Origin of the sequence: Nocardia sp. CC213A, assembly GCF_030766805.1 — a bacterium.
GTDB lineage: Bacteria > Actinomycetota > Actinomycetes > Mycobacteriales > Mycobacteriaceae > Nocardia > Nocardia otitidiscaviarum.
This window is the reverse complement of the sequence record NZ_JASFXA010000017.1, coordinates 45,216-69,489: the sequence shown is the minus strand read 5'-3', so window position 1 is coordinate 69,489 and position 24,274 is coordinate 45,216. Positions and strand designations below refer to the sequence as shown.

Annotated in this window: 16 protein-coding genes and 1 pseudogene; 9 read left to right on the top strand and 8 right to left on the bottom strand. The window is 70.5% G+C overall.

Annotated elements, in window-relative coordinates:
* Positions 1–174 precede the first annotated feature (174 nt).
* The 3 genes and pseudogenes from QJS31_RS27105 to QJS31_RS27095 form a co-directional block, all read left to right on the top strand.
* A complete protein-coding gene (locus QJS31_RS27105) occupies positions 175–2,412 on the top strand; it encodes a pyruvate, phosphate dikinase (protein WP_306358045.1) in 2,238 nt (745 codons plus the stop codon).
* The gene (locus tag QJS31_RS27100) at positions 2,402–3,235 is read left to right on the top strand and encodes a tyrosine-protein phosphatase (protein WP_282782039.1); all 834 of its coding nucleotides are present in this window, start codon (positions 2,402–2,404) and stop codon (positions 3,233–3,235) included. Before QJS31_RS27105 ends, QJS31_RS27100 begins: the two co-directional genes overlap by 11 nt.
* A 54-nt stretch (positions 3,236–3,289) precedes the next feature.
* Positions 3,290–3,868, top strand: a pseudogene (locus tag QJS31_RS27095) (TetR/AcrR family transcriptional regulator); the annotation flags it as partial.
* Positions 3,869–3,871: 3 nt separating this feature from the next.
* Here QJS31_RS27095 and QJS31_RS27090 read toward each other — a convergent pair.
* The gene (locus tag QJS31_RS27090; RefSeq protein ID WP_306358044.1) at positions 3,872–4,966 is read right to left on the bottom strand and encodes a winged helix DNA-binding domain-containing protein; all 1,095 of its coding nucleotides are present in this window, start codon (positions 4,964–4,966) and stop codon (positions 3,872–3,874) included.
* Between the two features lie 180 nt (positions 4,967–5,146).
* Positions 5,147–7,405, bottom strand: coding sequence for a M20/M25/M40 family metallo-hydrolase (locus tag QJS31_RS27085; protein WP_306358043.1), 2,259 nt, complete (start codon positions 7,403–7,405; stop codon positions 5,147–5,149).
* Positions 7,406–7,475: 70 nt separating this feature from the next.
* Here QJS31_RS27085 and QJS31_RS27080 point away from each other — a divergent pair, with 70 nt between their 5' ends.
* Positions 7,476–8,342 (top strand): family 43 glycosylhydrolase, encoded by an 867-nt coding sequence (locus QJS31_RS27080; RefSeq protein WP_282782044.1) that lies wholly within the window; start codon positions 7,476–7,478, stop codon positions 8,340–8,342.
* A 22-nt stretch (positions 8,343–8,364) separates the two neighbouring features.
* On the opposite strand, the gene xylB is transcribed toward QJS31_RS27080, so the two are convergent.
* Positions 8,365–9,759, bottom strand: coding sequence for a xylulokinase (xylB, locus tag QJS31_RS27075; RefSeq protein ID WP_306358042.1), 1,395 nt, complete (start codon positions 9,757–9,759; stop codon positions 8,365–8,367).
* A gap of 141 nt (positions 9,760–9,900) precedes the next feature.
* Entirely contained in the window at positions 9,901–12,285 is a 2,385-nt protein-coding gene (locus QJS31_RS27070; protein ID WP_282782048.1) for a PEP-utilizing enzyme, read from the bottom strand.
* A 165-nt stretch (positions 12,286–12,450) separates the two neighbouring features.
* Here QJS31_RS27070 and QJS31_RS27065 point away from each other — a divergent pair, with 165 nt between their 5' ends.
* The 4 genes from QJS31_RS27065 (at position 12,451) to QJS31_RS27050 (ending at position 16,675) form a co-directional block, all read left to right on the top strand.
* Positions 12,451–13,959: an FAD-dependent oxidoreductase gene (locus QJS31_RS27065; RefSeq protein ID WP_306358041.1), complete on the top strand. Its 1,509-nt coding sequence runs from the start codon at positions 12,451–12,453 to the stop codon at positions 13,957–13,959.
* A 143-nt stretch (positions 13,960–14,102) separates the two neighbouring features.
* A complete protein-coding gene (hsaA, locus tag QJS31_RS27060) occupies positions 14,103–15,263 on the top strand; it encodes a 3-hydroxy-9,10-secoandrosta-1,3,5(10)-triene-9,17-dione monooxygenase oxygenase subunit (RefSeq protein ID WP_282782050.1) in 1,161 nt (386 codons plus the stop codon).
* Entirely contained in the window at positions 15,264–16,118 is an 855-nt protein-coding gene (locus tag QJS31_RS27055; RefSeq protein ID WP_282782052.1) for an alpha/beta fold hydrolase, read from the top strand. It begins immediately after the preceding gene.
* Between the two features lie 35 nt (positions 16,119–16,153).
* Positions 16,154–16,675, top strand: a complete 522-nt coding sequence (locus tag QJS31_RS27050) for a DinB family protein (RefSeq protein ID WP_282782054.1) — start codon at positions 16,154–16,156, stop codon at positions 16,673–16,675.
* A gap of 538 nt (positions 16,676–17,213) precedes the next feature.
* On the opposite strand, the gene QJS31_RS27045 is transcribed toward QJS31_RS27050, so the two are convergent.
* The 3 genes from QJS31_RS27045 to QJS31_RS27035 form a co-directional block, all read right to left on the bottom strand.
* Positions 17,214–18,968, bottom strand: a complete 1,755-nt coding sequence (locus tag QJS31_RS27045; protein WP_282780841.1) for an HNH endonuclease signature motif containing protein — start codon at positions 18,966–18,968, stop codon at positions 17,214–17,216.
* 94 nt (positions 18,969–19,062) lie between these two features.
* Positions 19,063–21,366: a LuxR C-terminal-related transcriptional regulator gene (locus tag QJS31_RS27040; RefSeq protein WP_282780843.1), complete on the bottom strand. Its 2,304-nt coding sequence runs from the start codon at positions 21,364–21,366 to the stop codon at positions 19,063–19,065.
* A gap of 104 nt (positions 21,367–21,470) precedes the next feature.
* Positions 21,471–22,313, bottom strand: a complete 843-nt coding sequence (locus QJS31_RS27035) for an alpha/beta fold hydrolase (protein ID WP_282780845.1) — start codon at positions 22,311–22,313, stop codon at positions 21,471–21,473.
* 53 nt (positions 22,314–22,366) lie between these two features.
* Here QJS31_RS27035 and QJS31_RS27030 point away from each other — a divergent pair, with 53 nt between their 5' ends.
* Positions 22,367–23,026, top strand: a complete 660-nt coding sequence (locus QJS31_RS27030) for a TetR/AcrR family transcriptional regulator (protein ID WP_282780847.1) — start codon at positions 22,367–22,369, stop codon at positions 23,024–23,026.
* Here the strand turns inward: QJS31_RS27030 and QJS31_RS27025 are convergent.
* Positions 23,017–24,246 carry a bifunctional 3,4-dihydroxy-2-butanone-4-phosphate synthase/GTP cyclohydrolase II gene (locus QJS31_RS27025; RefSeq protein WP_282780848.1) on the bottom strand — a complete coding sequence of 410 codons (1,230 nt, stop codon included), beginning with the start codon at positions 24,244–24,246 and terminating at the stop codon, positions 23,017–23,019. The two genes, QJS31_RS27030 and QJS31_RS27025, sit on opposite strands and share 10 nt — an antisense overlap.
* Positions 24,247–24,274: the final 28 nt, after the last annotated feature.

Genomic DNA, 24,274 nt, shown 5'->3' with positions numbered 1-24,274 from the left:
TTCACCGGGGTTGATCCGCCGCGACCGGCGGACCGCCACCCGCCGCGCGGCCGGTTCCGCTCAACGAGATCGGGTTGGAGAACCGCGTCGCCGACCCGGCACGCTCGGTACATGACGCCCGGACGGGAGGCACGGGGCGCGGTGCGCAGGAATCCACACGATCGAAGGAGTGATATGACCGCGGGAGCGGAGCTTGCCCAGCGACCGGATGTGGCGGCCGACGCGGCGACCGTCGTCGAACTCGACGGCCGCTGCGGGCTGTCGCGGGAGCGGATCGGCGGCAAGGCGTGGAGCATCGACCACATGCGGGCATTGGGGCTGCCGGTGCCGCCCGCCTTCGTGATCACCACCGACGGCTGGGCCGACTACCGCCGCCGAGGTGGCATCGCCGCGGAGATCTGGGCGCAGGTGCGCGCGGGGATCGCCATGATCGAACGCGGCACCGGCCGCGGCTTCGGCGGCACCGTCCGCCCGCTGCTGGTGTCGGTGCGCTCCGGCGCGGCGGTCAGCATGCCCGGCATGATGGATACCGTCCTCAATCTCGGTATGACCGATGCGGTGCGGCGGGCGCTGGCCGAGGAATCCGGGAATCCGGCCTACGCCGACGACACGTGGCGGCGCTTCCTCGCCCAGTACCGGGAGACGGTGCTCGGCGACGAGCACGGCGTGGTGCCGGATGATCCGTGGCAGCAGTTGCGCGGCGCGATCGAGGCGGTGTTCCGCTCCTGGGATTCCCCGCGCGCCAAAACCTATCGGCGCAATCGCGGTGTGGCCGACACGCTCGGCACCGCGGTCACCGTGCAGGCCATGGTCTTCGGCAATCTCGACGACCTGTCCGGCACCGGAGTGCTGTTCAGCCGCAACCCCAATACCGGTGACGGCCCGGCCTACGGTGAGTGGCTGGTCGGCGGGCAGGGCGAGGACGTGGTCTCCGGCCGCACCACGCCGCGCCCGCTCGACGAACTGGCCGCCACCCAGCCGCGCGTGCACGAGCGCTTGCTCGCCGCCGCGACGCAGCTGGAACGCGACGGCCGCGATATCCAGGACATCGAGTTCACCGTGGAGTCCGGCGCCCTGTGGCTGTTGCAGTCGCGCCCGGCCAAACGTTCGGCCCGAGCCGCCGTGCGGGCCGCGGTCGCCATGGTCGACGAGGGGATGATCGAGGCACGGCAGGCGCTGGATCGGATCACTCCCGACCAGGTGCGGGAGGTGCTGCGTCCCGCCTCCGGCGACACCACCGGGCAGCGGCCCCTGGCGCGCGGCGAATCCGCCTGCCCGGGACTGGCCTCCGGCCTGGTCGTCACCGATCCGGACGAGGCCGAGGCCCGCGCCCAGGCGGGGGAGGCGGTGATCCTGGTGCGCCCCACCACCAGTCCCGACGACCTGCACGGCATGATCGCCGCCCGCGCCATCGTCACCGAACTGGGCGGCACCACCTCCCATGCGGCGCTGGTCAGCCGGGAACTGGGCCGCCCGTGCGTGGTGGGCTGCGGTTCCGGCGTGGTCGCGGCGCTGGCCGGGCGCACCGTCACCGTGGACGGGGGCGCCGGTGTGGTGTGGCCGGGTGAGGTCGCCGGAAAACCGGTGGAGGCGGCCGTTCTCGCCGATGTCGCGCGGCTCGCCGCCTGGGCGGACACCGCGCCCGGCGATCTGGCGGCGCATCTGAAAGCGCGCGCGACCGCACCGGAAGGCGCTGCCCGACAGCAGGATCCGACCGCAGTGCCGTCGGCCACCGAAGTGCCGCCGGTCACCGAACTGCCGCCGGTCACCGAACTGCCGCCGGTCACCGAACTGCCGCCGGTCACCGAACTGGAGCTGCTGCGCCTGGTCGGCATCAAGGGCCGGGCCAGCGCCGAGCATCTGGCCGCCAGCCTGACCGCCGCGGTGGACGAGATCACCGCCCGCTGTGCGGATCTGGTGACGGCGGGCCTGTGCGCCACCACCCCCGCGGGCTTCCGGCTCACCCCGGACGGCCGCCCACGCCTGGAGCGGCTGCTGGCCGAGGAACGCGAAACCGTCGACCACGCGGCGATCTCCGCCGCCTATGACGAATTCTGCGGCCACAACCAGGAATTGAAGGTCATCATCACCGACTGGCAGATGAAGGACGCCGACACCGTCAACGACCACGCCGATGCCGAGTACGACGCCGCCGTCCTGGCCCGGCTCACCGCCGCCCACCAGCGGCTGCGTCCGCTGATCGGGCGGCTCGGCGATATCGCGCCGCGCCTGGGCCGCTACGCCGACCGCCTGGACCGCGCGCTGGCGCGCATCGCCGCCGGGGACCACGCCTGGGTGGCCCGCCCGATCATGGACAGCTACCACACCGTGTGGTTCGAACTGCACGAGGACCTGATCGGACTGTGCGGCCGCAACCGCGCCGAGGAGGCGGCGGCCGGTCGTGCCCACTGACACGCCAGTGACCGGTCCGGCACACCACGAGAACTCCGCCCCCGGCGTCTCCGCGCGCCCCCTCGACACCGGGCGGCGGTGGGTGGAGTCCGCCCAGATCGACAACCTGCGGGATCTGGGCGGACTCCCCGTCATCGGCGGTGGCACAACGCGTTTCGGTGTGCTCTACCGATCCAGCACCCTCCAGCAGGCCACCGCCGCCGATATCGCGTTGCTGCTCGGCGAGCTGGGCTTGCGCACGGTCGTCGACCTGCGCCTGCCCGACGAGGTGGAGCGGGAGGGCTACGGGCCGATCGCCACGGCCGCCGTCACCATCGCCAATCTGCCCATCCGAAAATCGCCGCGATCCTCGCTGGCCGCACGGGATCTGGTACCCGACAAGACCCGGGTGGATCTGGTGGAACTGTACGGGCAACTGCTGCGCGGCAGCGCGGAGCACATTGTCGAGACCGTACGCCTGCTCATCGACGCGGACCGGCGGGCGCTGCTGTTCCACTGCGCGGCGGGCAAGGACCGCACCGGGGTGCTGGCGGCGGTGCTGCTCGACGCCGTCGGTGTGACGCCCGAGGCCATCGCCCACGACTACGCGCTCACCAACGAACGCATGGCCAGGGTGCGCGACCGCCTCGACGCGCTGCCGTCCTACACGGGACTGCCGCCGGTGCACACCGGTATCCTCGCCGTCGAGCCGGATGTGATGCTCCGCTTCCTGGCGCTGACGCGCAGCGAATACGGAGGCGCGGCGAAATGGTTGCTGGCCAACGGGCTTTCGGTGCCCGAGCTCGATCGACTGCGGGACACGCTGGTGGTGCCGCCGCCGTAATTCCATCGGGCCGACCCGTCGCCGGACGGTCCCGCGTCGCCGTATGCTCGAGGTATGACAGCCAGCAGGCACGCGGTTGTCGGAGTCCGGGAACGAATTGTCGCCGCCGCGTACGAATTGTTCACGCGGCGCGGCGTTCGCGATGTCGATACCGATGAAGTGGTGGTGCGCGCGGGCGTTGCCCCGGGCGCGCTCGCGGAATACTTCCCGACCAAGGACGAATTGGTGCTCGCCGTTCTGCGGCGGCGTGAGGAGCTGTGGACCTTCGCACTGGTGGAGGAACAGTCCCGCACCCGCGGTTCGACACCGGTGCAGCAGTTGCTCGCCATCTTCGATGTCTTCGAGGAATGGTTCGCCTCGCGCGATTTCGACGCGTGCACCTTCATCAACGTGCTCCTGGAGATGGGCGCGGACCACCCCATCGGCCGGGCCGGGATCGAACATCTCGGCACCATCCGCGATATCGTCCGCGGCCGCGCCGAACAGGCCGGGCTGACCGACCCGGACGACTTCGCACGCACCTTCCACCTCCTCATGAAAGGCTCGATCATCGCCGCCGCGGAGGGCGACGAGCACGCCGCGCGGCGCGCGAAACGCTTGGGCCGCACGCTGATCGAGGCGCACCGACCGCCCGGCTCAGGGCCGCTCGACGACGACCTTCCCGTCCTCACCCGGGGCGATCAGGGTTATCAGCCGCGTCGCCTCGGCACATACGGCGGCCTCGTCGGCGGCCGAGAGCGGATGCCACGGGATGATTCGGACGGTTGCGCCGTCCAATGACCAGCGGCCGTGCACGAATCCGTCGACCAGGTACATGGGCACCCCGGCGGACGCCTCGGCGGCGATGCGCGCGCGGTCGGCGTCGCTGATCATCCGGCGGCGGTCGCGATGCCCGAGCAGGGCGTTGTCGAAAGCGGGCAGCAGGCGCACCGGCGTCGGCGTGTCCGGATCGGCCAGCGGCGCGTCGGGCACATCGAACAGTTCGCGCCCGGTGTCGTCGCGGAATACCCGCAGCTCCGGACGCAGCCGGGCGACCACCTCGGCCAGCCGGGTGAGGCCCGACCACGCCTGGATATCGGCGACGCTGGCGGGGCCGAAGGCCGCCAGATAGCGCAGCACCAGGGTGTCCGGCCGGGGTCCGGCCGCCAGCGGTGCGCCCAGCCACTCCTCGGCCAGAGCGACCGCGACCCGGCGATTGCGCCATCCGCCCCACGCACCGGCCTCGGCGTCGTGGATGAGCGGCAGCACCGCCCCGAGCGCCTGCGCCAGGCGGCCCGGATGCGGTGTCGTGAACCGTTGCGCCAGTTGGCGTCCCAGATCGCGGCGGGGCACCGTACGGCCGGTCAGCAGTTCCCGCCCGGCTGCTGCCAGCTCGACGGGATCCACCGCCGTCATGGCCTCGCGGAAGTAGGCCGCCCCGAGGATCGACTCCACCATGGGCGCGACCGTCGGCTGCAACCAGCGGTGGTCCGATGCGGTGGTGAGATGGACGGTGCGTCGAATCATGGTGGAGCGCACCACCGTCCGGTCCCGCAAGAGCGTGGTGAGGTCGTCGGGCCGGAATCGGGTGAGCCGGGTCCACAGTCCCACGTAGGGCCAGTTCGGCTCCTGTCCCTGCACGGCGACCAGGTGCCGGATCAGGTCGGCCGCGGACATGTCCACCCGCTCCGCCAGCAGTTGACGCTGGAGCAGGGCGCGGTTCAACCGGCGCAGCGAGAGTTCGGTTGTCATACGACCATCCTGACGCGGATATAGGTCAGGTTCTGTCCTAGTCGACCGCTGGGTTCTTGATCGACCGCTGGGTTCTTGATCGACCGCTGGGTTCTTGATCGACCGCTGGGTTCTTGATCGACCACCGAGCAGGCGGTGTCCCGGCTCACCGTCCGCGCAGCCGGTTCCCCTGGCGGGCGGTTACAGCCCCCGCACGGTGGTGAAGACCGCGGCCAGACTGTTCTGCCGCAGGTAGATATCGCGCGGTGGGTCCGGGAAGGCCGTCAGGCCGGTATCGGTGAGCCAGGTGTGGTCGAGCACGCGCAGCGACAGCGGTCCCGCCGGCGCCACCACCTCGACCTCGAGGCCGTCGGCCGGGGGAGCCCAGAACTGGAAACCGGAGGCCGGAACGGGCGTCACCGCGCGTCCGGCCACCCGCAGCGCGCGGATCTCGGTGTCGTAGTGCAGATCCAGGCGCAGCGCGTCGCGGGTCGACCGGAGACGCAGTCGCACGGTGCGCTGCCCGGCCTCGGTGGTGTCGGAGAGGATCTCGGCCACGGGAGCCGACAGCGCCTGGGCCGGAGCGGATCCACTCGCGACCGCCTTGGGCCACAGGGTCGCGAACGGTCCGGCGGGCGCGGCATCGTCGAGATAGGCGTCGTTCCAGGCATCCGGTTCGCGCGGGGACAGCCAGCGCGCCTCAGCGGAATCCGCGTCCAGCGCGTAGATCAGCTGGGTGGGCATCGGGTGCTCGTCGTCGAAGCGGTCCACGGACAACCCCAGCGCCGCCAGGGCGACGGTGAGCGCGAGCGCCGCCGTGGGAATCAGCCAGCCGTGCCGCGGCGGCCAGACCCGCACCAGCGTCACCGTCAGCAGTCCGCCGAGCAGCAGCACCGGCGGGGCCACCAGGAAGGGCGCGCCCGCGAGCCCGGTTTGCAGCACCGGCCACGTCACCCCGCCGAGGAAGACCGCGGTGGGCAGCAGGAAGACGGTGAGCGCCAGCAGCTTCCAGCGCTGCGGCACCAGGAAGGTGAGGGCCACGCCCGTCGCCGCCGCACCGGTCGGCACGATCAGAATTTGCGCCCCGGCCGGAACCAGCACCGCGCACACCACCCCGACCAGCGTCACCGCGCCGAGCAGGCCGAGCGCGGCCGCGGTGGTGTCGAACAGCCGCCGCGCCAGCGCCCACCACGCCGCCAGCACCGCGACCAGCAGCATCAGCACCGCCGCGTAATAGCTCTCCGGCCGATACGGATCGACCGGACCGAGGGCGGCGTACTCGGGCCGGATCACGCGCAGCAGTTCCCACAGCGCCCACACCGCGCCCATGCCGACCGGTGCGGCGAGCAGGAAGGTGAGCCCGGCCAGCAGGATCGTGCGCGCCCGCGTCTCCCCGTGGCGCCGCGCCTGCCAGACCGCCCAGGCGGCCAGCAGCACGGTCAGCACCGTCAGCGCGATGATCACCCACACCGGGAGGACGACGAGCACGCCGAACGGCAGCTGGAAATAGGCGCGATCGACACCGGTGTCCAGCGTCGCGAGATCGGTGTTGCCGTAGTCACGGGCCAGGGCGAGGGTGTTCTCACCCATCTGCTGCACCGTCGGCAGGTGAACGTGCGCCGGATCGTCGAGCCGGTTGTGGTAGTAGGCGCTGCTCCCGGCGAACGCCCAGTCCAGGACGTGCAGGCCGCCCGTCTCCAACGCGACGAAATCGGTATTGCTGGTGGTCTGGGCGCCGCCCAGGGCGGTCGAGAGGGAGTCGGTGTTCGGGTACGGCGCGTCGGCGACGGCGTCGATGAGGTGGCCGTCGGGATGGGTGATCCGCCACAGCAGCACCGGTCCGGCCGCGCCGCGCGCCTCGTGATTGACCACCACGCCGGGGCGGCTGCCGTCCAGACCCGCCGCCACGTATGCCTCCGCGCCGAGCAGGCCCATCTCCTCGCCGTCGGTGAGCAGCACGACCAGGTCGTTGCGCAGCGAGTTCTCACCCGCGCGCAGGGCGCGCACCGCCTCCAGAATGGCCGCCACACCCACTCCGTCGTCATTCGCACCCGGGCCGGAGGGCACCGAATCGTAATGCGCCGCAAGGTACACCGTGCCCGTCGCGGCCGTGCCGGGCATGCGCGCCACGATATTGGCGGTGCGCCCCATGCCGAATCCCTCGCGCTGGAACGCCCGGGGCCACTGCCCGATCCCCTCCTGGACCTCGGTCTCCAAGCCGAGTTCCCGCAGCTGCGCCACCAGCTGGTCACGCACGCGGTCGTGTTCGGCACTGCCGATGGGATGCGGTCGCGACGCGATGGCCTCGACGGTCCGCAGCGCCCGCTCGGCGCTGAACACCTCGACGGGCGCGGCGGCGTCGCGATAGCCGCGCGGCTGTTGTTCCCACGCCACCGCGGCCGCCACCGCCAGTAGCAGGACGAAGGCGAGCACACCGGAGAACCGCGATCCTGACCGCACGAACTCGATCGTAGCCACGATCATTCGCGGATCGTGGTGACAGCGGGCGCGGGGCGGTCACACTGAGGAGATGCGCGGAGCTGCCATCGAGGTGTCCGCGGGTGCTTTCACCCGCGTCTACGACCCGAGCGAGGGACTGTCGGAACAGTGGTACATCAACGACCACACCATCATTCGGGACACCGCGGGCGGCTGGCACCTGTTCGGCATCACCCATCCCGAACCCGCCGCACCGTTCGACGAGACCGTTTTCGCCCACGCCACCGCGCGATCGCTGCACGGACCGTGGATCACCCGGGACCCGGCCCTGCTGGTGGACCCCGACTACGGTGAGACACACCTGTGGGCCCCGCATGTCGTCTACGCCGACGACCGGTACTGGATGTTCTACTCGGGCGGGGGACCCGACCGCACCGCCACCGCCATCAACCTGGCGACCTCCCCGGACCTGTTCCACTGGACCCGGCACCCGGACGGGCCGCTGTTCCACGACGGCTACGACGCCCGCGACCCTATGGTGCTGCGCATTCGCGGCCTGTGGGTGATGTACTACTGCGCCACCAGCGATCCCGAGGGCGGTCACCACGTGGTCGCCTACCGCGTCAGCCCCGATCTCGTGCACTGGGGCCCGCGCCGCATCGCCTACGCCGACCCGCTCACCGGCACCGAGGGCGGCAACACCGAATCACCGTTCGTATTGCGGCACAACGGGATCTGGTATCTGTTCATCGGCCCCCGCCCGGAATACGTGGGCACCGAGGTGTTCCGCGGCGAGGGGCCATTCCACTTCCGCCCCAGCGACCGGGTGGGCCGGATCCGTGCCCACGCGGCCGAGGTGGTCGACGACGGCGAGCTGTGGGTGACCAGCGCGGGGTGGGCGCAGGGCGGCGTCTCACTGGCCCCGCTGCTGATGCCGGACGGCGAGTGCGGTCCCTGACCGGAGCGTGCCACCGTCCCGGTCACGCGGGCGGGTAGTACATATCCCGCACCTCGGCGTAGCGCTGCCGGACGGCATCGCCGAATCTCCGGGCGGGCGGCGGGAACTCGGTGGCGGGCGGACTCGGCCACGCGGGCGGCCCGGCTCCGCCGCGCAAGGCCCACGCCGCCTGGCGGGCCGCGCCCCGGGCCACGTACTCCCCGGGTTCGGGCACGGTCACCGTGGCGTGGAAGATCGCCGCCGCGGTGTGGGCGATGAGCCGCGAGCGCGCCGCGCCGCCGATGAGCAGGATGCGGCGGGGCACGGTGGGCAGTCGGTCCAGGGCGTCGGCGATATTGCAGAGCATGCCCTCGATGGCGGCCCGCGCCAGGTGGTGCGGTCGCATGGTGTGCGGGCGCAGGCCGTGCAGGCTGCCCGCCGCGTGCGGCAGATTCGGGGTGCGTTCACCGGCGAGATAGGGCAGCAGGGTGAGACCGTCCGCGCCGGGCGGGGATTGGGCCGCCAGCACCTCCAGCCCGGAGATATCGGTGCCCAGCAGGGTGGCGGTGGAATCCAGGACGCGGGCGGCGTTGAGCGTGCACACCAGCGGCAGGAACGCGCCGGTGGCGTCGGCGAAACCGTTCACCGCCCCGCTGGCGTCGGCGCTGGGCCGCGGCGACCGGGAGAAGACGGTGCCACTGCTGCCCAGCGACACCACCACATCCCCCTCCTCGATGCCCAAACCCAGTGCGGCGGCCGCATTGTCGCCGGTACCCGCCGCCACCACCCGGCCACCGGGGGTGTGCCCGGCGATCTCGGCCGGGGCCAGCACCCGGGGCAGCTCCGGGGTGCGCCCGCGGAAGGCCAGCGACAGCAGATCGCGGCGGTAGCGTCCCGCGGCCGGTGACCAGTAGCCGGTGCCCGAGGCGTCCCCGCGATCGGTGGTCGGCTCGGTGTCGGCGTCGCCGCCGCGCAGCAGCCAGGTCAGATAGTCATGCGGGAGCAGCACTTTCGAGGTGCGGTCGGCGAGTTCGGGCTCGTGGTCGGCGAACCAGCGCAGTTTCGCGACCGTATGCGCGGCCAGCGGCACACTGCCCACCGCGTCGGCCCACGCCTGCGGCCCGCCCAGCTCGCCGACCAGCTGCGCGGCCGCCTCCGCGGAACGGGTGTCGTTCCACAGCAGGGCGTCCCGCACCGGATACCCGGCCGCGTCCAACACCACGAGGCCGTGCTGCTGTCCGGCCACCGAAATGGCCGCCACCTCGCGCATCATCTGCTCCGACGCCGCGCGCAGCGCCTCCCACCAGGTCGCGGGCGGCACCTCGGTACCGTCCGGATGCGGAATCTGGCGCTGCCGCACCACGGTTCCGGTGTCGGCGTCACACACGACCAGCTTGCAGGACTGCGTGGAACTGTCCACTCCGGCGACGATCGTCATCGCGCCGCCTCGATATCTGTGCTCCCGGGTGCGCGCATATATCCAGATTGCACCCGTCGCGTTCGCGACCGGTGTGCTTTCCGCTATCGAGGGGGATCGTACGGGGGTGTGGGGCAGGAGGCGCCTGCCCGCGCACGGTGGCTAGTCGGCGTCGGCCAGCAGGGTCACCGTTCCGGCCGCGCCGTCCACCCGCACGCGCTGTCCGTCGGACAGGCCGGTGCTGGCGGTCTTGGTGTCCACCACGCAGGGCACGCCGAACTCCCGGGCCACGATGGCGGCATGGGAGGCCGCGCCGCCGATATCGGTGACCACGGCCCCGGCATAGCCGAACATGGCCGTGTGGCCGGTATCGGTCACGGCGGCGACCAGAATGTCCCCGGGCTCGATATCGTCGTCGAGGGACAGCACGCGCTTGACGGTGCCCTCCACCACGCCGGGACTCACGCCCAGCCCGGTGAGGGTGTCGCCGACGGCGATCGCGCCCTCGATCTCCTCCGGAATCCAATGGCCGTTCACCAGGTCGGGCATGCGGATGGCCCGCAACCGGCCGCGCTCCTCCCGGCGGCGCGCCACCCGTTCCTTCAGATCGGCCGGGGCCCAGAGGATCTCGTCCAGGGTCAGGAACGCCGAATCCTCCGGCTCGGTGAGCTTGCCGCTGGCCACCAGGCGCGCGGCGCGCTCCCGGGTGGCCATGCGCAGATTGTTGGTGATCCGCACGACGGCGTCGCGGGCGCGTTCCCGGTAGACGGTCGCGCCGACCGCCATCCGGGCGGTGCGGGTGGTCGGAGCGGGTACCGGCTCCCGCTGCGGGGCAGGCATTTCCGCGGCGCGCGCGGCGGCGGCGACCAGCAGTTCGGGACGGTCGCCGAAGGTCGGGTTGAGCAGTTCGCATTCTCCCGGGCCGCGATGGCCCACCCTGCCGAGTTCCTCGTCCAGCGCCGCCGCGAATTCCGGCGACTTCTCCCGGGCGGCCGCCACATCGCCGGCGCGCGCCACCTCGTGCAGTCCGGCGTCGCGGCGGCACAGCGCCGCCAGCCGCTCCACCGCCAGCATGGGTTTGGCCGACTCCAGCCGGTCCAGGTCGATCTTCACCTCGCCCTTGTGCACGGCGGTGGCCGCGCCGGTCATCATGACGCCGATGGCGGCTGCCTGCCACGCCTGATTCAGGCGATCGCGCCACAGCAGGGCGCGGGCGTGCAACTGCTCGTCGGTGAGCTCCGAAATTTCCTCGCGGGACAGCGATTCGGTATGCGATGCGGCATTGATGTGCTCGGCGGTGCGGCGATAGCCGAGGGCGGTGGCCGCCACCCGACCGGTGGCCTTCAGGGTGCCGAGGCGACCGCCCGCCATCGGGGGACGGCCCAGCGGATGCAGCTCCATATCGCCGATCGCGCCGTAGACGTCCTTGCGGATGCTCTCCTCGTCCCACCCGGGCATGTTCTCGGCGGTGAACACACCGATCGAGGGATTGATGTACATGTGATGGCCGAGCACACTGGTCACCCGGGACACCCAGTGCTCCAACGCGATTCCCTCCAGCGCGATCATCCGGCCCATGGCCTCGTTGCCCAGCCGGATGGCACCGGCCTGCAGGTCGATGGTGAGCGGCGTCAGCGGACCGGGCAGCGCCTCGGAGGTATTGGTGGCGGTGTGCACCGGGATACGCTCGTCGACGAGATCGTCGAACTCGCCCTGATAACCCTCGGGGGCGGCGGAGACCAGCGGATGGCCGTCCGAGGTCGGGGCGGACTGCGGCACCACGTGACTCGGCAGTGGAATGGCCCCGCGCCGGGTCCGGAATCCGGTGCCGTCGGCCTTGCGACCGTGCAGGCCGCGCGCCACATCGGCCACCACCTCCCGGGCGGTCCAGCCGTAGCAGACCTGCCATTCGTCCCGGGCGGCGGTGGTGTCCACCGGGGCGCGCCGGGTGGACGAGCGCGGCAGCCAGGCCGAATACCGTACGCCGGACTCCTTCAGTACGCGGCGCACGTCGTCGCCGGAAACCTCACCGGGAGCGGCCAATCCGACCACGCCACCGCGCTGGGAGACGGCCGCGAGCACCAGGAAGCGTTCCAGATCGTCGTAGTGCAGCACCTGCAGCGCGTGATCTCCGCGCGCGCCCGCGAGGGTTTCCAAGGCGCGCCAACTGGTTCGGTCCACCCGGCGGCCGGTGACCACCGGGATGCGCACGATGAGCGCGTCCGCACCACTGTCGGTGATCGTGCGCTCCACCGTCTGATCGAGGCCCGCCGCGACGGGCACCACGATGCGTGCCCCGGCATCGCGAACGGCGGACAGCAGCCCGGCGACCGCGCCTCCGGCCAGATGCACCACCGCATCCGCCCCGGCCACGGCGTCGGCGCACACCCGCGCGTCCGACAGGTCGCCGACGGTCACCGTGACCCGCGGGTCCACGTAGCGGTGCCGCCGCCGGTCCAGGCCGACCACCTCGTGGCCCGCCGCCACCAGCATGCGCGCCACGGCACGACCACTCGGTTCGGTGACTCCGGTGACCAGAATCCGCATCGACTCTCCTCCTCGTGAGGCGTCCCAACCACACGTGACGCCGTTCACACACCATCGCCACTGTGCCGACCGGCCACGGTTCCCAGTCCCGATCAACGGGATCGGAGAGTCATTGAGCAAGATGCGCCGCTATGCCCTTCCCGCGGCGCGGGGACCGTCGTAGCCATGACGGTGCGGAAAGCTGTGACAACGCGGGCGGTGACCGAGGTCGACGAGTTCGACATCGACACCGATGTGCTGGTGGTCGGATACGGTGCCGCCGGTGCCGCGGCGGCGTTCGAGGCGGCACGGGCCGGGGCGCGTGTGCTGGTGGTGGACCGGGCGGGCGGAGCGGGTGGCGCGTCCGCGCTGTCGGGCGGCGAGATCTACCTCGGCGGCGGCACCCCCGTACAGCGGGCGTGCGGATTCGACGACACCCCGGAGGAGATGGCGGCGTTCCTGACCGTGGCACTGGGGCCGAGCGCGGACCCGGCCAAGATCGCCGAGTACTGCGCGGGCAGCGTCGAGCACTTCCACTGGCTGGTCGACCGCGGCGTCCCGTTCACCCCGAGTCTGTGGGACGCCCCGACCTGGGTGCCGCCGACCGACGACGGGCTGATGTGGCTGGGCGAGAACAGTTGGCCGTTCACGGAATCGGCGCGGCCGGCACCGCGCGGACACCGGCCCGCCGCGCACGACTTCGGCGGCAGGCTGCTCATGGAATGCCTCACCGAGGCCGCCGAAACAGCCGGGGCCGGAACTCTTTTCGATACCTACGTCACCAATCTCGTTATCGCCGAGGATCGGACGGTGATCGGGGTGGTCGCCCGGCGATACGGCAGGGAGATCGCCATCCGCGCCCGACGCGGCGTCATCCTCACCACCGGCGGATTCGTCGACAACGACGCCATGCTGGCCGCGCACGCGCCACATCTGCTGGGCCACACCAAGGTCAGCGCCGGAACCGATGACGGCAGCGGCATTCTCATGGCGCAGGCGCTCGGGGCGGGCGTGCGGCACATGGGTGCGGGGCAGGTCGGCATATCGCTGATACCGGGACTCGCGGCGCGTGGCATGGTGGTCAACGCCCGTGGGCAGCGGTTTGTGAACGAGGACACCTATCCCGGGCGCATCGGGCAGGCGGCGCTGTTCCGGCAGAACATGGGCGGCGCCTGGGCCGGTGGTGACACGGCCGTCTGGGTGATCGTGGACGAGGAAGGATTCGAGGCGGTGCCCGAACCGCAGCGGTGGGGGGTGCGGCCGACCCACGTCGGCGAGACACCCGAGGAACTGGAGCGGCTGACCGGGCTCCCGGACGGCGCGCTGGTCGACACGGTGCGCCGGTACAACGAATTCGCCGCGCGGGGAGCGGATCTCGATTTCCACAAGGCATCCCGCTGGCTGCGCCCGCTCACTCCGCCCCTGGCCGCCATCGACGTGCAGGCCGGGGTGCGCCCACCCGCCGAATCCGGCGACCGGCGCGGCACCGGAGCCTCCGTCTTCACTCTGGGCGGGCTGCACACCGACCTCGACGGGCACGTCCTGGATCTGGGCGGCACGCGGCTCGGCGGACTCTTCGCCGCCGGGCGGGTAGCCAACGGGCTGCACGGCTTCGGCTACATCAGCGGCACCTCCCTGGGCGACGGCACCTTCTTCGGCCGCCGCGCGGGCACCGCCGCCGCCCGCAACGAATAGCCCCGGGACCGCCGCCCGGCCGAGGGCCGCCGCGTCGGCTGAGCGGGCCGGGGGTTCCGATCACCGGGACTTTTCCCGATCGCCGCGTGACGGCGGCCATAGCGTCGACAATCGGAATCACTGGACCAGGAGGGAACAGCTCAATGACGAACAAGGTGCTCGATCGGGTCCGGGATCTGCTGCCCGCGATCCGGGAACGAGCCGTGCAGGCCGAGGAGCAGCGGCGGATTCCCGACGCCACCATCGCCGAGCTGACCGCGGCCGGGGTGTTCCGCATGTTGCAGCCCGCGCGGTTCGGGGGCGCCGAGGCGTCGCCGGTGGCCTTCTACGAGGTGATCCGCGCCATCGCCACCGCCTGCCCGTCGAGTGCCTGGGTGGCATCGGTGCTGGGCGCGCATCCCTGGCAGCTGGCCCTGTTCGACGATCGCGCCCAACAGGAGGTGTGGGCCGAGAACCCCGATACCCTGGTCTCCTCCTCGTACGCGCCGACCGGCAAGCTGACCGCGGTCGAGGGCGGCTACGAGATCTCCGGCCGCTGGAGCTTCTCCTCCGGCTGCGACCACGCGCAGTGGGTGTTCCTGGGCGCGCTGGTGCCCTCGGACCAGGGCATGGACTACTTCACCGTGCTGGTGCCGCGCAGCGACTACGTCATCGAGGACGTCTGGGACGTGTCGGGGCTGGCGGGCACCGGCTCCAACGACATCGTCATCGACAAGGCGTTCGTACCCGCCTACCGGGCCTACAGCGCCGAAGACCAGGCGAATCTGGTCGGCCCCGGACAAGAGCTGAATACCGCCGCGCTGTACAAGATCTCGTTCGGCAGCGTGTTCTCCAACACCATCACCGCGCCCATCATCGGCGCCGCGCAGGGCGCGTACGAGGCGCATATCGCGCGGCAGCGCGAGCGGGTGCGGCTGTCCTACGGCGGCCAGAAGGTGGCCGAGGATCCGTTCGCGCACGTGCGCATCGCGCGCGCCGCGTCGGAGATCGACGCCGCGATCCTGCAGATGGAGCGCAATATCGGCGAGCAGCTGCGCTATGCCGAAGCGGGCGAGGAGATTCCGTTCGAATCGCGGTTGCGGGCGCGGCGCGACCAGGTGCGCGGCACCGAACGGGCGCTGGAGGCAATCGATCTGCTGTTCAAGAACTCCGGGGGCCACTCCATCCGCCGCCCCAACCCCATCGAACGGCATTGGCGCGACGCACACGCCGGGAGCGTGCACGCCATCAACGACGTGGAGCGTGCCCTGGCCATGTTCGGCAAGGGCGCCATGGGGCTCGAGGTCACGGATCGGATGCTGTAGATGACGTGCACCGCCGAGAACACCTCGCGCCGGTTCAGCGTGGACGGTGTCGAACTCCGGTACCACGAGGCGGGATCCGGTGCGCCGCTGGTACTGCTGCACGGCTCCGGGCCGGGAGTGTCGGGGTGGGCCAACTTCGGGGCCAACCTCGAGGTGCTGTCCCGGCACTTCCGCTGTCTGGTCCTGGATCAGCCGGGCTTCGGGGCGAGCGGGCGGCCGGAGGTGTATGAGCGCAACTATCTGCGCATCGCCTCGGACGCCGTCATCGCCCTGCTGGACGAGTTGGGCATCGAGAAGGCGAGCCTGCTGGGCAACTCCATGGGCGGCGGGGTCGCGACGCTGACCGCGCTGGAACATCCGGGGCGAGTGGACAAGCTGGTGTTGCTGGCCCCCGGCGGCGTGGGCGTGAACATCCTCGGACCGGAGCCGTCGGAGGGCATCAACCGGCTGCTGGCCTTCAACGCCGATCCGACGGCCGAACGCGCCATCGACTGGTTGCGGACCATGGTGTTCGATCCGGCGGTGCTGACCGAGGACTTGATCGCCACCCGCACGGCGGCGGCCACCGATCCCGCGCAGACCAAGGCGCTGGCCGATGCCTACGCCACCTTCTACAACCCGAGAATGGCCGAAACGCTGCCGCTGTGGGCGCGTCTGAAAGGCGTTCAGCACCAGGTCCTCATGCTGTGGGGACGTGACGACCGTGTCACGCCGGTCGAGGGCGCGCTGTTCCCGGCCCGCCAGCTCCCCAATGCCGACCTGCGGATCTTCTCGCGCTGCGGGCACTGGGTGCAGGTCGAGCGCAAGGACGCCTTCGAACGCGCGGTGATCGACTTCCTCACCCGGGGAATGTGATCACGTCGGGGCGGTGGTCGCATTAGATTGCGAGAATGACATGGACCGCACCGGAAGTCGATCGCCGATCGTTCGCACTCGTTGGTGACGAACGCACCATGCTCCAGTCCTTCCTGGACCGCTCCCGCGACACGCTGCTGTGGAAATGCCAGGGGCTCAGCGCAGTTCAGCTCACCTCCCGCAGCGTGGAACCCTCCTCGATGTCGCTGCTCGGCCTCGTGCGGCATATGACCGAGGTCGAGCGGGGGTGGTTCCGGCAGACCGCAGCGGGGGAGCGGGTGGATTACATCTATTGCGACGAAACCAACCGCGACGGCGACTTCGACGACATCTCGGCATCGGACGCGGAGGCGGACATCGCGCGCTATCGCGAGGAAATCGCGTTGTGCGACAAGGCGGTTGCGGGGCTGCCGGTGGAGTACACCGTGAAGCATCCTCGAAGTGGCCGCGATCTTTCGCTGCGGTGGATTTATCTGCACATGATTGAGGAATACTCGCGGCATTTGGGGCATGCTGACTTGTTGCGGGAGCGGTTGGACCGGGTCGTGGGGTATTGAGTGGGTGAGGGTTTCGGCCTTGTCCATGTGTTGTTGTCGTGCGGTCGCTCTTGGGCGGGGGTGTTGCCGCAGAGACGAAGAGAAATAGTGTGGTGGCGTTGGGTGCCTTTCCTGGCTTTCGCTGACGCCGGGTGGGGTGCCGTGGGCTGCGATTCCGGCGGGCGGACTGGCTGTGGGGGCGTTCTAGAGAATTTGTTGAGCCTGAGGGGTTTTGGGGAATGGGGGGTGCGTGGCTGGTCGGGGTGCCCGGGGTAGATGGTGCAGTCGTGGGGTGCCGCGTGGAGATAGCTGGGTGAGTTCGAGGGGCGGGCTGGCAGAGCTGATCGCGGGCCCGAACGTAAGGGCAGGCACGGGTGAGCACGCATCAGAGGATCGGGACGAGTTCGAGGGTGCACTGGGTGGTTCGGGGGCGAGTTCGAACATGTACGGGGGTGGTCGAACGAAATCGAGCGCCCTGGGGCGGCACAGGGTGTGGCTGTGCGCCCGAGGGGTGCTCGGATGTTCTCGATACTCGCCGGTGACTGTGGGCGTGCGGGTGTTAATTGCGGAGGCGGGTGAGTTTGGCGCGGTAGCGTTTCAGGCTTTCGGCCAGGATGTATTCGGGGTGGTGGAGGTGGTTGACCTGCGGAGTGCGGTGTGGGTCGATCTCGACTGGTGGCCGCCATTGGGTGCGTCCGGCCAACGCGGATCCGGCCGGGACTGTTTCGGTGGCCCACCCGTGGGGATTGTCGGGGTCGGCGGTGATTTGGGCGTGGCAGCTGTCGCAGACCAGGGTCAGATTGTCGATGTCGGTGGGGCCGCCTGTGGCCCAGGGGATGATGTGGTGCATGGCGCACATGGTGGCGGGGGCGGTGCAGCCGGGGCGGGTGCAGCCGCGTTCGATGGCGGTTTTGGCGCGGCGCTGCCAATTGTTGGCGAGGCGGGGGCCCTCGCCGAGGTAGAGCGGTTTGCCGTGGTGTTTGTCGAAGATCATCAGCAGCGGGATGGCGCCTTCGGCCATGCGCCAGGCGTCGCGGATCGGGATGGTGGTGCCGGTCGCGGTTACCGCGTGGCCGGTGCCGTGCAGCAGGTCGGTGACGTCCATGGTCAGGGTGACCGCGACCGGCAGTCCGCGGTGGGTACCGAGGTCGGTGCGGCCGGGGCCGCCGCCGGAGGACAGGAAGGCTTTGAGTGCGTCGTGGTTGCGTTGGGTGGTGGTGCGGGTGTCGCGGGCGATGGCCGCGTGCAGGCGGGCGGGATCGAACCCGGCGGCACCGACACCAGCGGCACCGACACCGGCGACAGTGACACCGCCAGCACCGACACTGTCAGCGGCCGTGGCACCGGCAGCACGGACACCGGTGGGGATGACTCCGGAGACAGCGACACTGTCGGCGCGGATATCGCCAGCAGCGACACCGTCCACACAGACGACACCGGCATCGACGCCGCCACCGGCAGTCGCGCTGTCAGCACCGACACCGCCGATACCGACCCCGTCGGCGCGGACGGTGTCGACACTCATGCCGTGGGCGTTGACTCCGTCGGAGTCCTCGGGGTCGTGGGTGCCGGGGCGGGGGCTGTCGGGGTCGTCGGGCATGCACATGCCCGGTCGCGCCCATTTCGCCAGGACGGTGTCGAGCAACGCCCGTAACTCGGGGTCGATGCATCCGGTGAGGTCGGACATGCCGTCGAGGCGTTGCGGGGAGAGGGTGAGTCCGCGCTGGCGGGCGCGGTCATGGTCGGTGGTGAGGGTTCCGTCGGGGTCGAGGAATCCGAGCAGGCGGTCTCCGACGTGGGTGAGTTGTTCGGGGGCGAGGGTGCGGGCGGCGTCGGCGAGGTGTTCTTCGGCGAGGGTGCGGGTGGCGGTGTCGATGGCGTCGGGTAACCGGTGCATCACGCGCATGACCGCGCGGGCGTGGGTGGGCGAGATCGCGCCCTCGGCTTGCGCGGCCGCGGTGGCGGGCAGCGACGGTTCGCGCACCGCGCCGCTGGGTTCGCGGAACGCTCCCAGGGCGTGGGCGGCGTCGATGCGGGAGGCGGCTTCGAAGCGGGACAGGCGCAGGGTTTCCACCAGGTAGCGGTGCAGGCCGCGGCGGCCGATCATGCGGGGCAGGTGCCGGTCGCTGGTTTCGATGAGCAGGCGATGCGAGACCGACTCCGCGATCCGACGGCAGGTCTCGAAAGCAGCGAGCAGGCCCTCGAATTCGTCATCGGTGAGGGCGGCCAGGTCCACGGTCTGCAACGCGGTCAAGCCCGCGCGCACAGCGGCGATACCGCCGTCGCTGTCGTGGATTCCCTCCCCCGGATTCATACGTTCATTCTATCGCGAAATGCATTGCGGTAGAACGGAAAACAGTATCTGAACTGCGGATATTCAGATACGAAATGTCCGTTCTGAACCTATTTCACAGCCCATGCTCGTGAACCCACGCCGCAACCTGTGTTCGCGATGTGAATCCGAGCTTGGTGAGAATGTGCTCCACATGCGTTTCCGCCGTGCGAGTGGAAATCACCAATTCGGTGGCAATGCGCTTATTGCTGTACCCAGCGGCTATCAGGCGCGCGACGTCCTTTTCTCGTCGGGTGAGGACATCGGTTTCGGCGGTGGTCGTGGCGGAGACGCGTGGCGGACGGCGGGGGGCCGAGGGTTCGGGGTCCGTGATCGGGGCGGGGGTGCGGCCCAGGGCGTAGTCGATGGCGTCTTCCAGCGGGACGTTGGCTCCGGCGTTGAACTGATCGCGGAATATCTTGTCCCCCAGTGCCTGACGAACGCGGTGGCGTTCCTCGTCGGCGATGACGCTGGTGATGTGGTGGGCCAGGCGGACCGTGCTGCGTTGCAGGGTTTCGGCCGCGCCCATCAGACGGGCGGCACGGTGCGGTTCGCCGCGTGCGGCCTCGGTCCAGGCCAGGCCCTCGAAGGCCGAGGCCAGCCAGACGCAGCGTTCGAACAGGGCCAGTTGTTCGATGGAGCGGACGTGGTAGTGGGCGGCGGTGTCGTAGTCGCCGCGTCGCCAGTGCACGATGCCGACGGTCCACAGGGCCAGGCCGCCGAGCAGGTGGGAGCCGGAATCCTCGGTGAGCTTCAGGAAGCGTTCGGCCAGTTCCGCGCCGCCGGTGGCGTGCGTGACCTCCGCGCACATGAAGGCGAAGGCGTGGCTGTCCATTTCGATGGCGGGTTGGCCGGTGTCCACGGCCAGGTCGATGGCGGTGCGGGCCAGTTCCAGGGCTCGGCTGCCGTCGCCCTCGGTGAAGGCCAGCAGGGAGCGGTCCAGGTTGATTTCGGGTAGCAGGTCGGTATTGCCGAGATGCGTTGCCAGCACCAGGCATTCGTGGACCAGCCGGGCCGCGGACGCCCGATCGGACAGTAGCGCCGCCAGGGAGGCCGCGGAGGACAGGGCGCGGGCGCGAGCCCGGGTGGGTTCGGGGTTGAGTTCCAGGGCTTCGGTGAGCCAGCGGTAGCCCTCGGAGAGGAAGCGGTGGTGCTCCCAGAACGGGCGCAGCACGCTCACCGTCTCCATGGTGGCCAGCGGCTCGTCCTGGAGTCCGGAGCGCAGTGCCGCACGGAGATTCGCGTGTTCCCGGGTCAGGTCGCGGAACCAGGCCACGTCCTCGCCCGTCCAATAGGCGGTCTGGCCGCGCAGGGCCAGCTGCCGGTAGTGCTCACGATGGCGGGTGCGCACGGCCTGCACATCGCCGCGCGCGGCCAGTCGGTCGGCGGCGAACTGGCGGATGGGCTCCAGCATCGAATATCGGCCCACCGTGCCGTCATAGCGTGGCGTCAGCACCGATTTGTCCACCAGGCCGGTGAGCGCCTCCATGAGCGACGCGCCGCCCAGATCGCACACCGCCTCGGCGGCATCGATGTCGAAGCCGCCGGCGAAGACCGAAAGCTGTTCCCACAGCAGCTGTTCCGCGGGTGTGCACAGGTCGTAGCTCCAGCGGATCGCGCCCTCGATGGTCTGTTGGCGCTGCGGGGCCGTGCGCGGGCCGGCGCTGAGCAGATCCATGGTGTCGTCGAGGCGGGCCAGGATCTGTTCGGGGGTGAACATGCGCAGGCGCAGGGCCGCCAGTTCCAGGGCCAGCGGCATACCCTCCAGGCGGCTGACGATCTCGGCGAGGACGGGACGGTTCGCCGCCGTCACCCTGAAACCGGGGTTCGCCGCGCTGGCTCGTTCGACGAACAGGCGCATGGCGTCGCCGTCTTCGCCCGACCCGTCCTCCCGCACCGGCAGCGGCGGGACCGGCATCACCTGCTCGCCGGGAATCCCCAGCACCTCGCGGCTGGTCGCCAGCACCCGCACATCCGGCGTGGTGGCGATGATCCGCCCCACCAGTGCGGCGCACGCGTCGATCAGATGCTCACAGTTGTCGAGAATCAGCAGCAGGCGTTTGTCGGCCAGGAATTCGGTGAGCCGCGGCAGCGGGGCCGTGGTCTCGTCGCGCAGCTCCAGTGTCTCGGCCACGCTGAGCGTCACCAGATTCGGGTCCTGCACGTCGGCCAGCTCCACCAGCCAGACGCCGTCCGGGAACGCTCGGGCCACCAGCTTCCCGACCTGTCTGGACAGCCGCGTCTTACCCATTCCGCCCGGTCCCAGCAGGGTCAGCACCCGGGTGGAGGGCAGCAAGCGCTTCGCGGTAGCCAGCTCGTCGCGGCGGCCGACGAAACTTGTGACCTCTTCAGCGAGGTTTCCGATGACACGCCGCGCCATGGGATCAACCTAAGGTATCGCGCACTGTCTCGGCCAGCACACGCGAATAAAAGCCGGAATAATCGGACAGGGCCGCGTGGCGGAATCGTGCCGGGACGTCGGGGTCAGTGCGCGGCGGCTCCTGTCAGGAAGGATGTCATGGCGGCGGCCACCGCGTCGGGGCGGTCGAGCATGGACAGCACGTAGGCGTCCTCGATCTCGACCAGCTGTCCGTGGGGTAGCAACTCGGCCAGGCGGCGGCCGTGCTCGCGCGGCATCACCCTGCCCGCCGCGGACCACAGCACCAGGGCGTCGCCCGAGAAGTTCCGCAGCGCTTCGGTATCGGCGATCAGGTCTGCTGTGCGGAAACCGGATCGAGTGTAGGACAGCAGATCCCGGCGAATGCGCCGGTCTCGCAGTCCCGGTTCGGTCCAGCCGCGAACCATATCGTCCGGCAGCGGCTCGCGCGCCATCCAGCCGAACATGAGCGGGGAGCGGCGCAGCCACGGTATCCGCATCTCGCGCAGCGCCAGCCACACTCCGCCCGGTGTGTAGGAGGCCAGCATGGACGTCTTGCCCGGCAGTCCGGGCGGGAAGTTGTCGAATGCCTCGCACGGCGTGATGATCAGCCGCCCGACCCGCTCATCCAGTCCGTACGCGGTGAGGAAGAGCCCACCGCCCCAATCGTTGTGCACGAGGGTCACCTCGCGCAGGTCGAGAGCGGCGAGGAAGTCGGCGATAATCCGGTTCTGGCCGCGCAGGCTCAGGTCCGTGCCCGGCCGCATCGGCTCCGGATGCGCGCCCAGCGGCAGATCCGGCAGCACGTACCGGAACCCCGCGGGCAGCCGGTCGAGCACTCGGTCCCAGATGGTGTGGTTCATGAGCAGGCCGTGTAGCAGTACCACGGGCGGCCCCTCGCCGCGCTCGACATAGTGGATCCGACCTGCGGCGATATCGACAGTGGGCATCTCTCACCTCCGGTAGAGCAGACGCTCTAGTGTGTTTGCTCTAGTCTGGTGGGGTGAGCGAGAAGATGTCAACCGGTACCAGGGACCGCCTCGTCACGGCGGTCGCCGAGCTCATGCGGGTGCACGGCTACAGCGCGGTCACGGTCAAACAGATCACCGTCGCTTCCGGTGCGCCCATGGGCTCGCTCTACCACCACTTCCCGGGCGGCAAGCCGCAGCTCGCGGCGGAGGCGCTGCGCACCTCCGGTGCGGCCTACATCCAACTGCTGCCCCTGCTCATGGACCCGCACGACGACCTGCGCGCGGCCGTCCCCGCCGCCTTCGCCGCGGCCGCCGACGCCATCGAGCAGAGCGGCTGGATGAACATGTGCCCGGTCGGCACGGTCGCGGGCGAGATCGCGGACAGCGAACCCGATCTGCGCGCGGTCGCCGCCGAGGTCGTCACCGACTGGATCGACCGGGGCACAAGCTATTTCGTGCGTCGTGGCCTCACTCCGACCGACGCCCGCGAGATCATCCTCGCCATCCTGTCCGCGCTCGAGGGCGCGTTCATCCTGAGCCGAACCCTCCGCTCGGCCGAACCCCTGCACGCCGCCGGCGCGGCCATGGCGGCGCGTCTGGAAAACCTGCTGAGAGCACCGAAAGCGGCTGCGGCACCACAGGGCGCGAACCGCGATCTCGATGCCACCCGGGCGGCCGCGGATCAGGGGTAGCCGACGGCCGGGTCCACGTCGGTGAGTTGATGTCGCATGCGGTCGCGCTTGGTCCGTAGGTAGCGCACGTTGTGTTCGGTCGGGCGGGTTTGCAGGGGGATGCGGTCGGTGACCGCGATGCCGTGCGCCTCGAGCCCGGACTGTTTGGCGGGGTTGTTGCTGAGCAGCCGTGCGGAACGCACGTCGAGGTCGGCGAGGATGCGGGCGGCGGCAGCGTAATCGCGGGCGTCGACGGGTAGGCCGAGGGCGAGATTGGCGTCCACGGTGTCGGCGCCGTCGTCCTGTAATTCATAGGCGCGCAGCTTGTTCAGCAGGCCGATTCCCCGGCCCTCCTGGCCGCGCAGGTACACCACCACCCCGCGGCCCGCGTGGGCGACGGACCGCAGGGCGGCGTCGAGCTGTGCGCCGCAATCGCAGCGCAGGGAACCGAGGGCGTCGCCGGTGAGGCATTCCGAATGCACGCGGACGAGGGTGTCCGTGCCCGCCGGATCCCCGTACACCAGTGCCAGATGCTCGGCATCGGAACACTCGTCGGCGTAGCCGATGACCCGGAACTCACCCGCCGGAGTGGGCAGGCGTGTCTCGGCCACCCGAGATACACCGGGCTCCCGCCGCTTTCGGTAGGCGATGAGGTCGGCGATGGAGATGACGGGCAGGTCGTGGGCGCGCGCCAGGGCGAGCAGCTCGGGCAGCCGCGCCACGGAACCGTCGTCGGTGACCACCTCCGCGATCACCCCGGCGGGCCGCATTCCGGCCAGTCGCAGCAGGTCGACGGCGGCTTCGGCATGGCCCGGACGGCCCAGTACGCCACGGGGATTCGCGCGCAGCGGCAGCACGTGCCCGGGGCGCGTCAACTGCTCCGGGGTTGTGCGCGGATCGGCCAGCAGGCGCATGGTGTGCGCCCGGTCGGCGGCGGAGATCCCGGTGCTCACCCCCGACGCGGCATCCACCGCCACCGCGTAGGCGGTTCCCCTGGGGTCCTGGTTCACCGCGGTCATGGGCGGCAGCCGGAGTCGGTCGAGATCGGCTCCCGGCATGGGGACGCACAGCAGACCGCTGGTGTGCCGCACCAGGAACGCGATGCGTTCGGCCGTCGCGTGCTCGGCGGCGAGCACGAGAGCACCCTCGCTCTCGCGGTTCTCGTCGTCCGCCACGAGCACCATCTCGCCGCGTGCGAGCGCCGCCACCGCGTTCGCGATCGGGTCGAGTTGACCGGTCATCGTCGACCACCTCCTCCGGTATGTCACA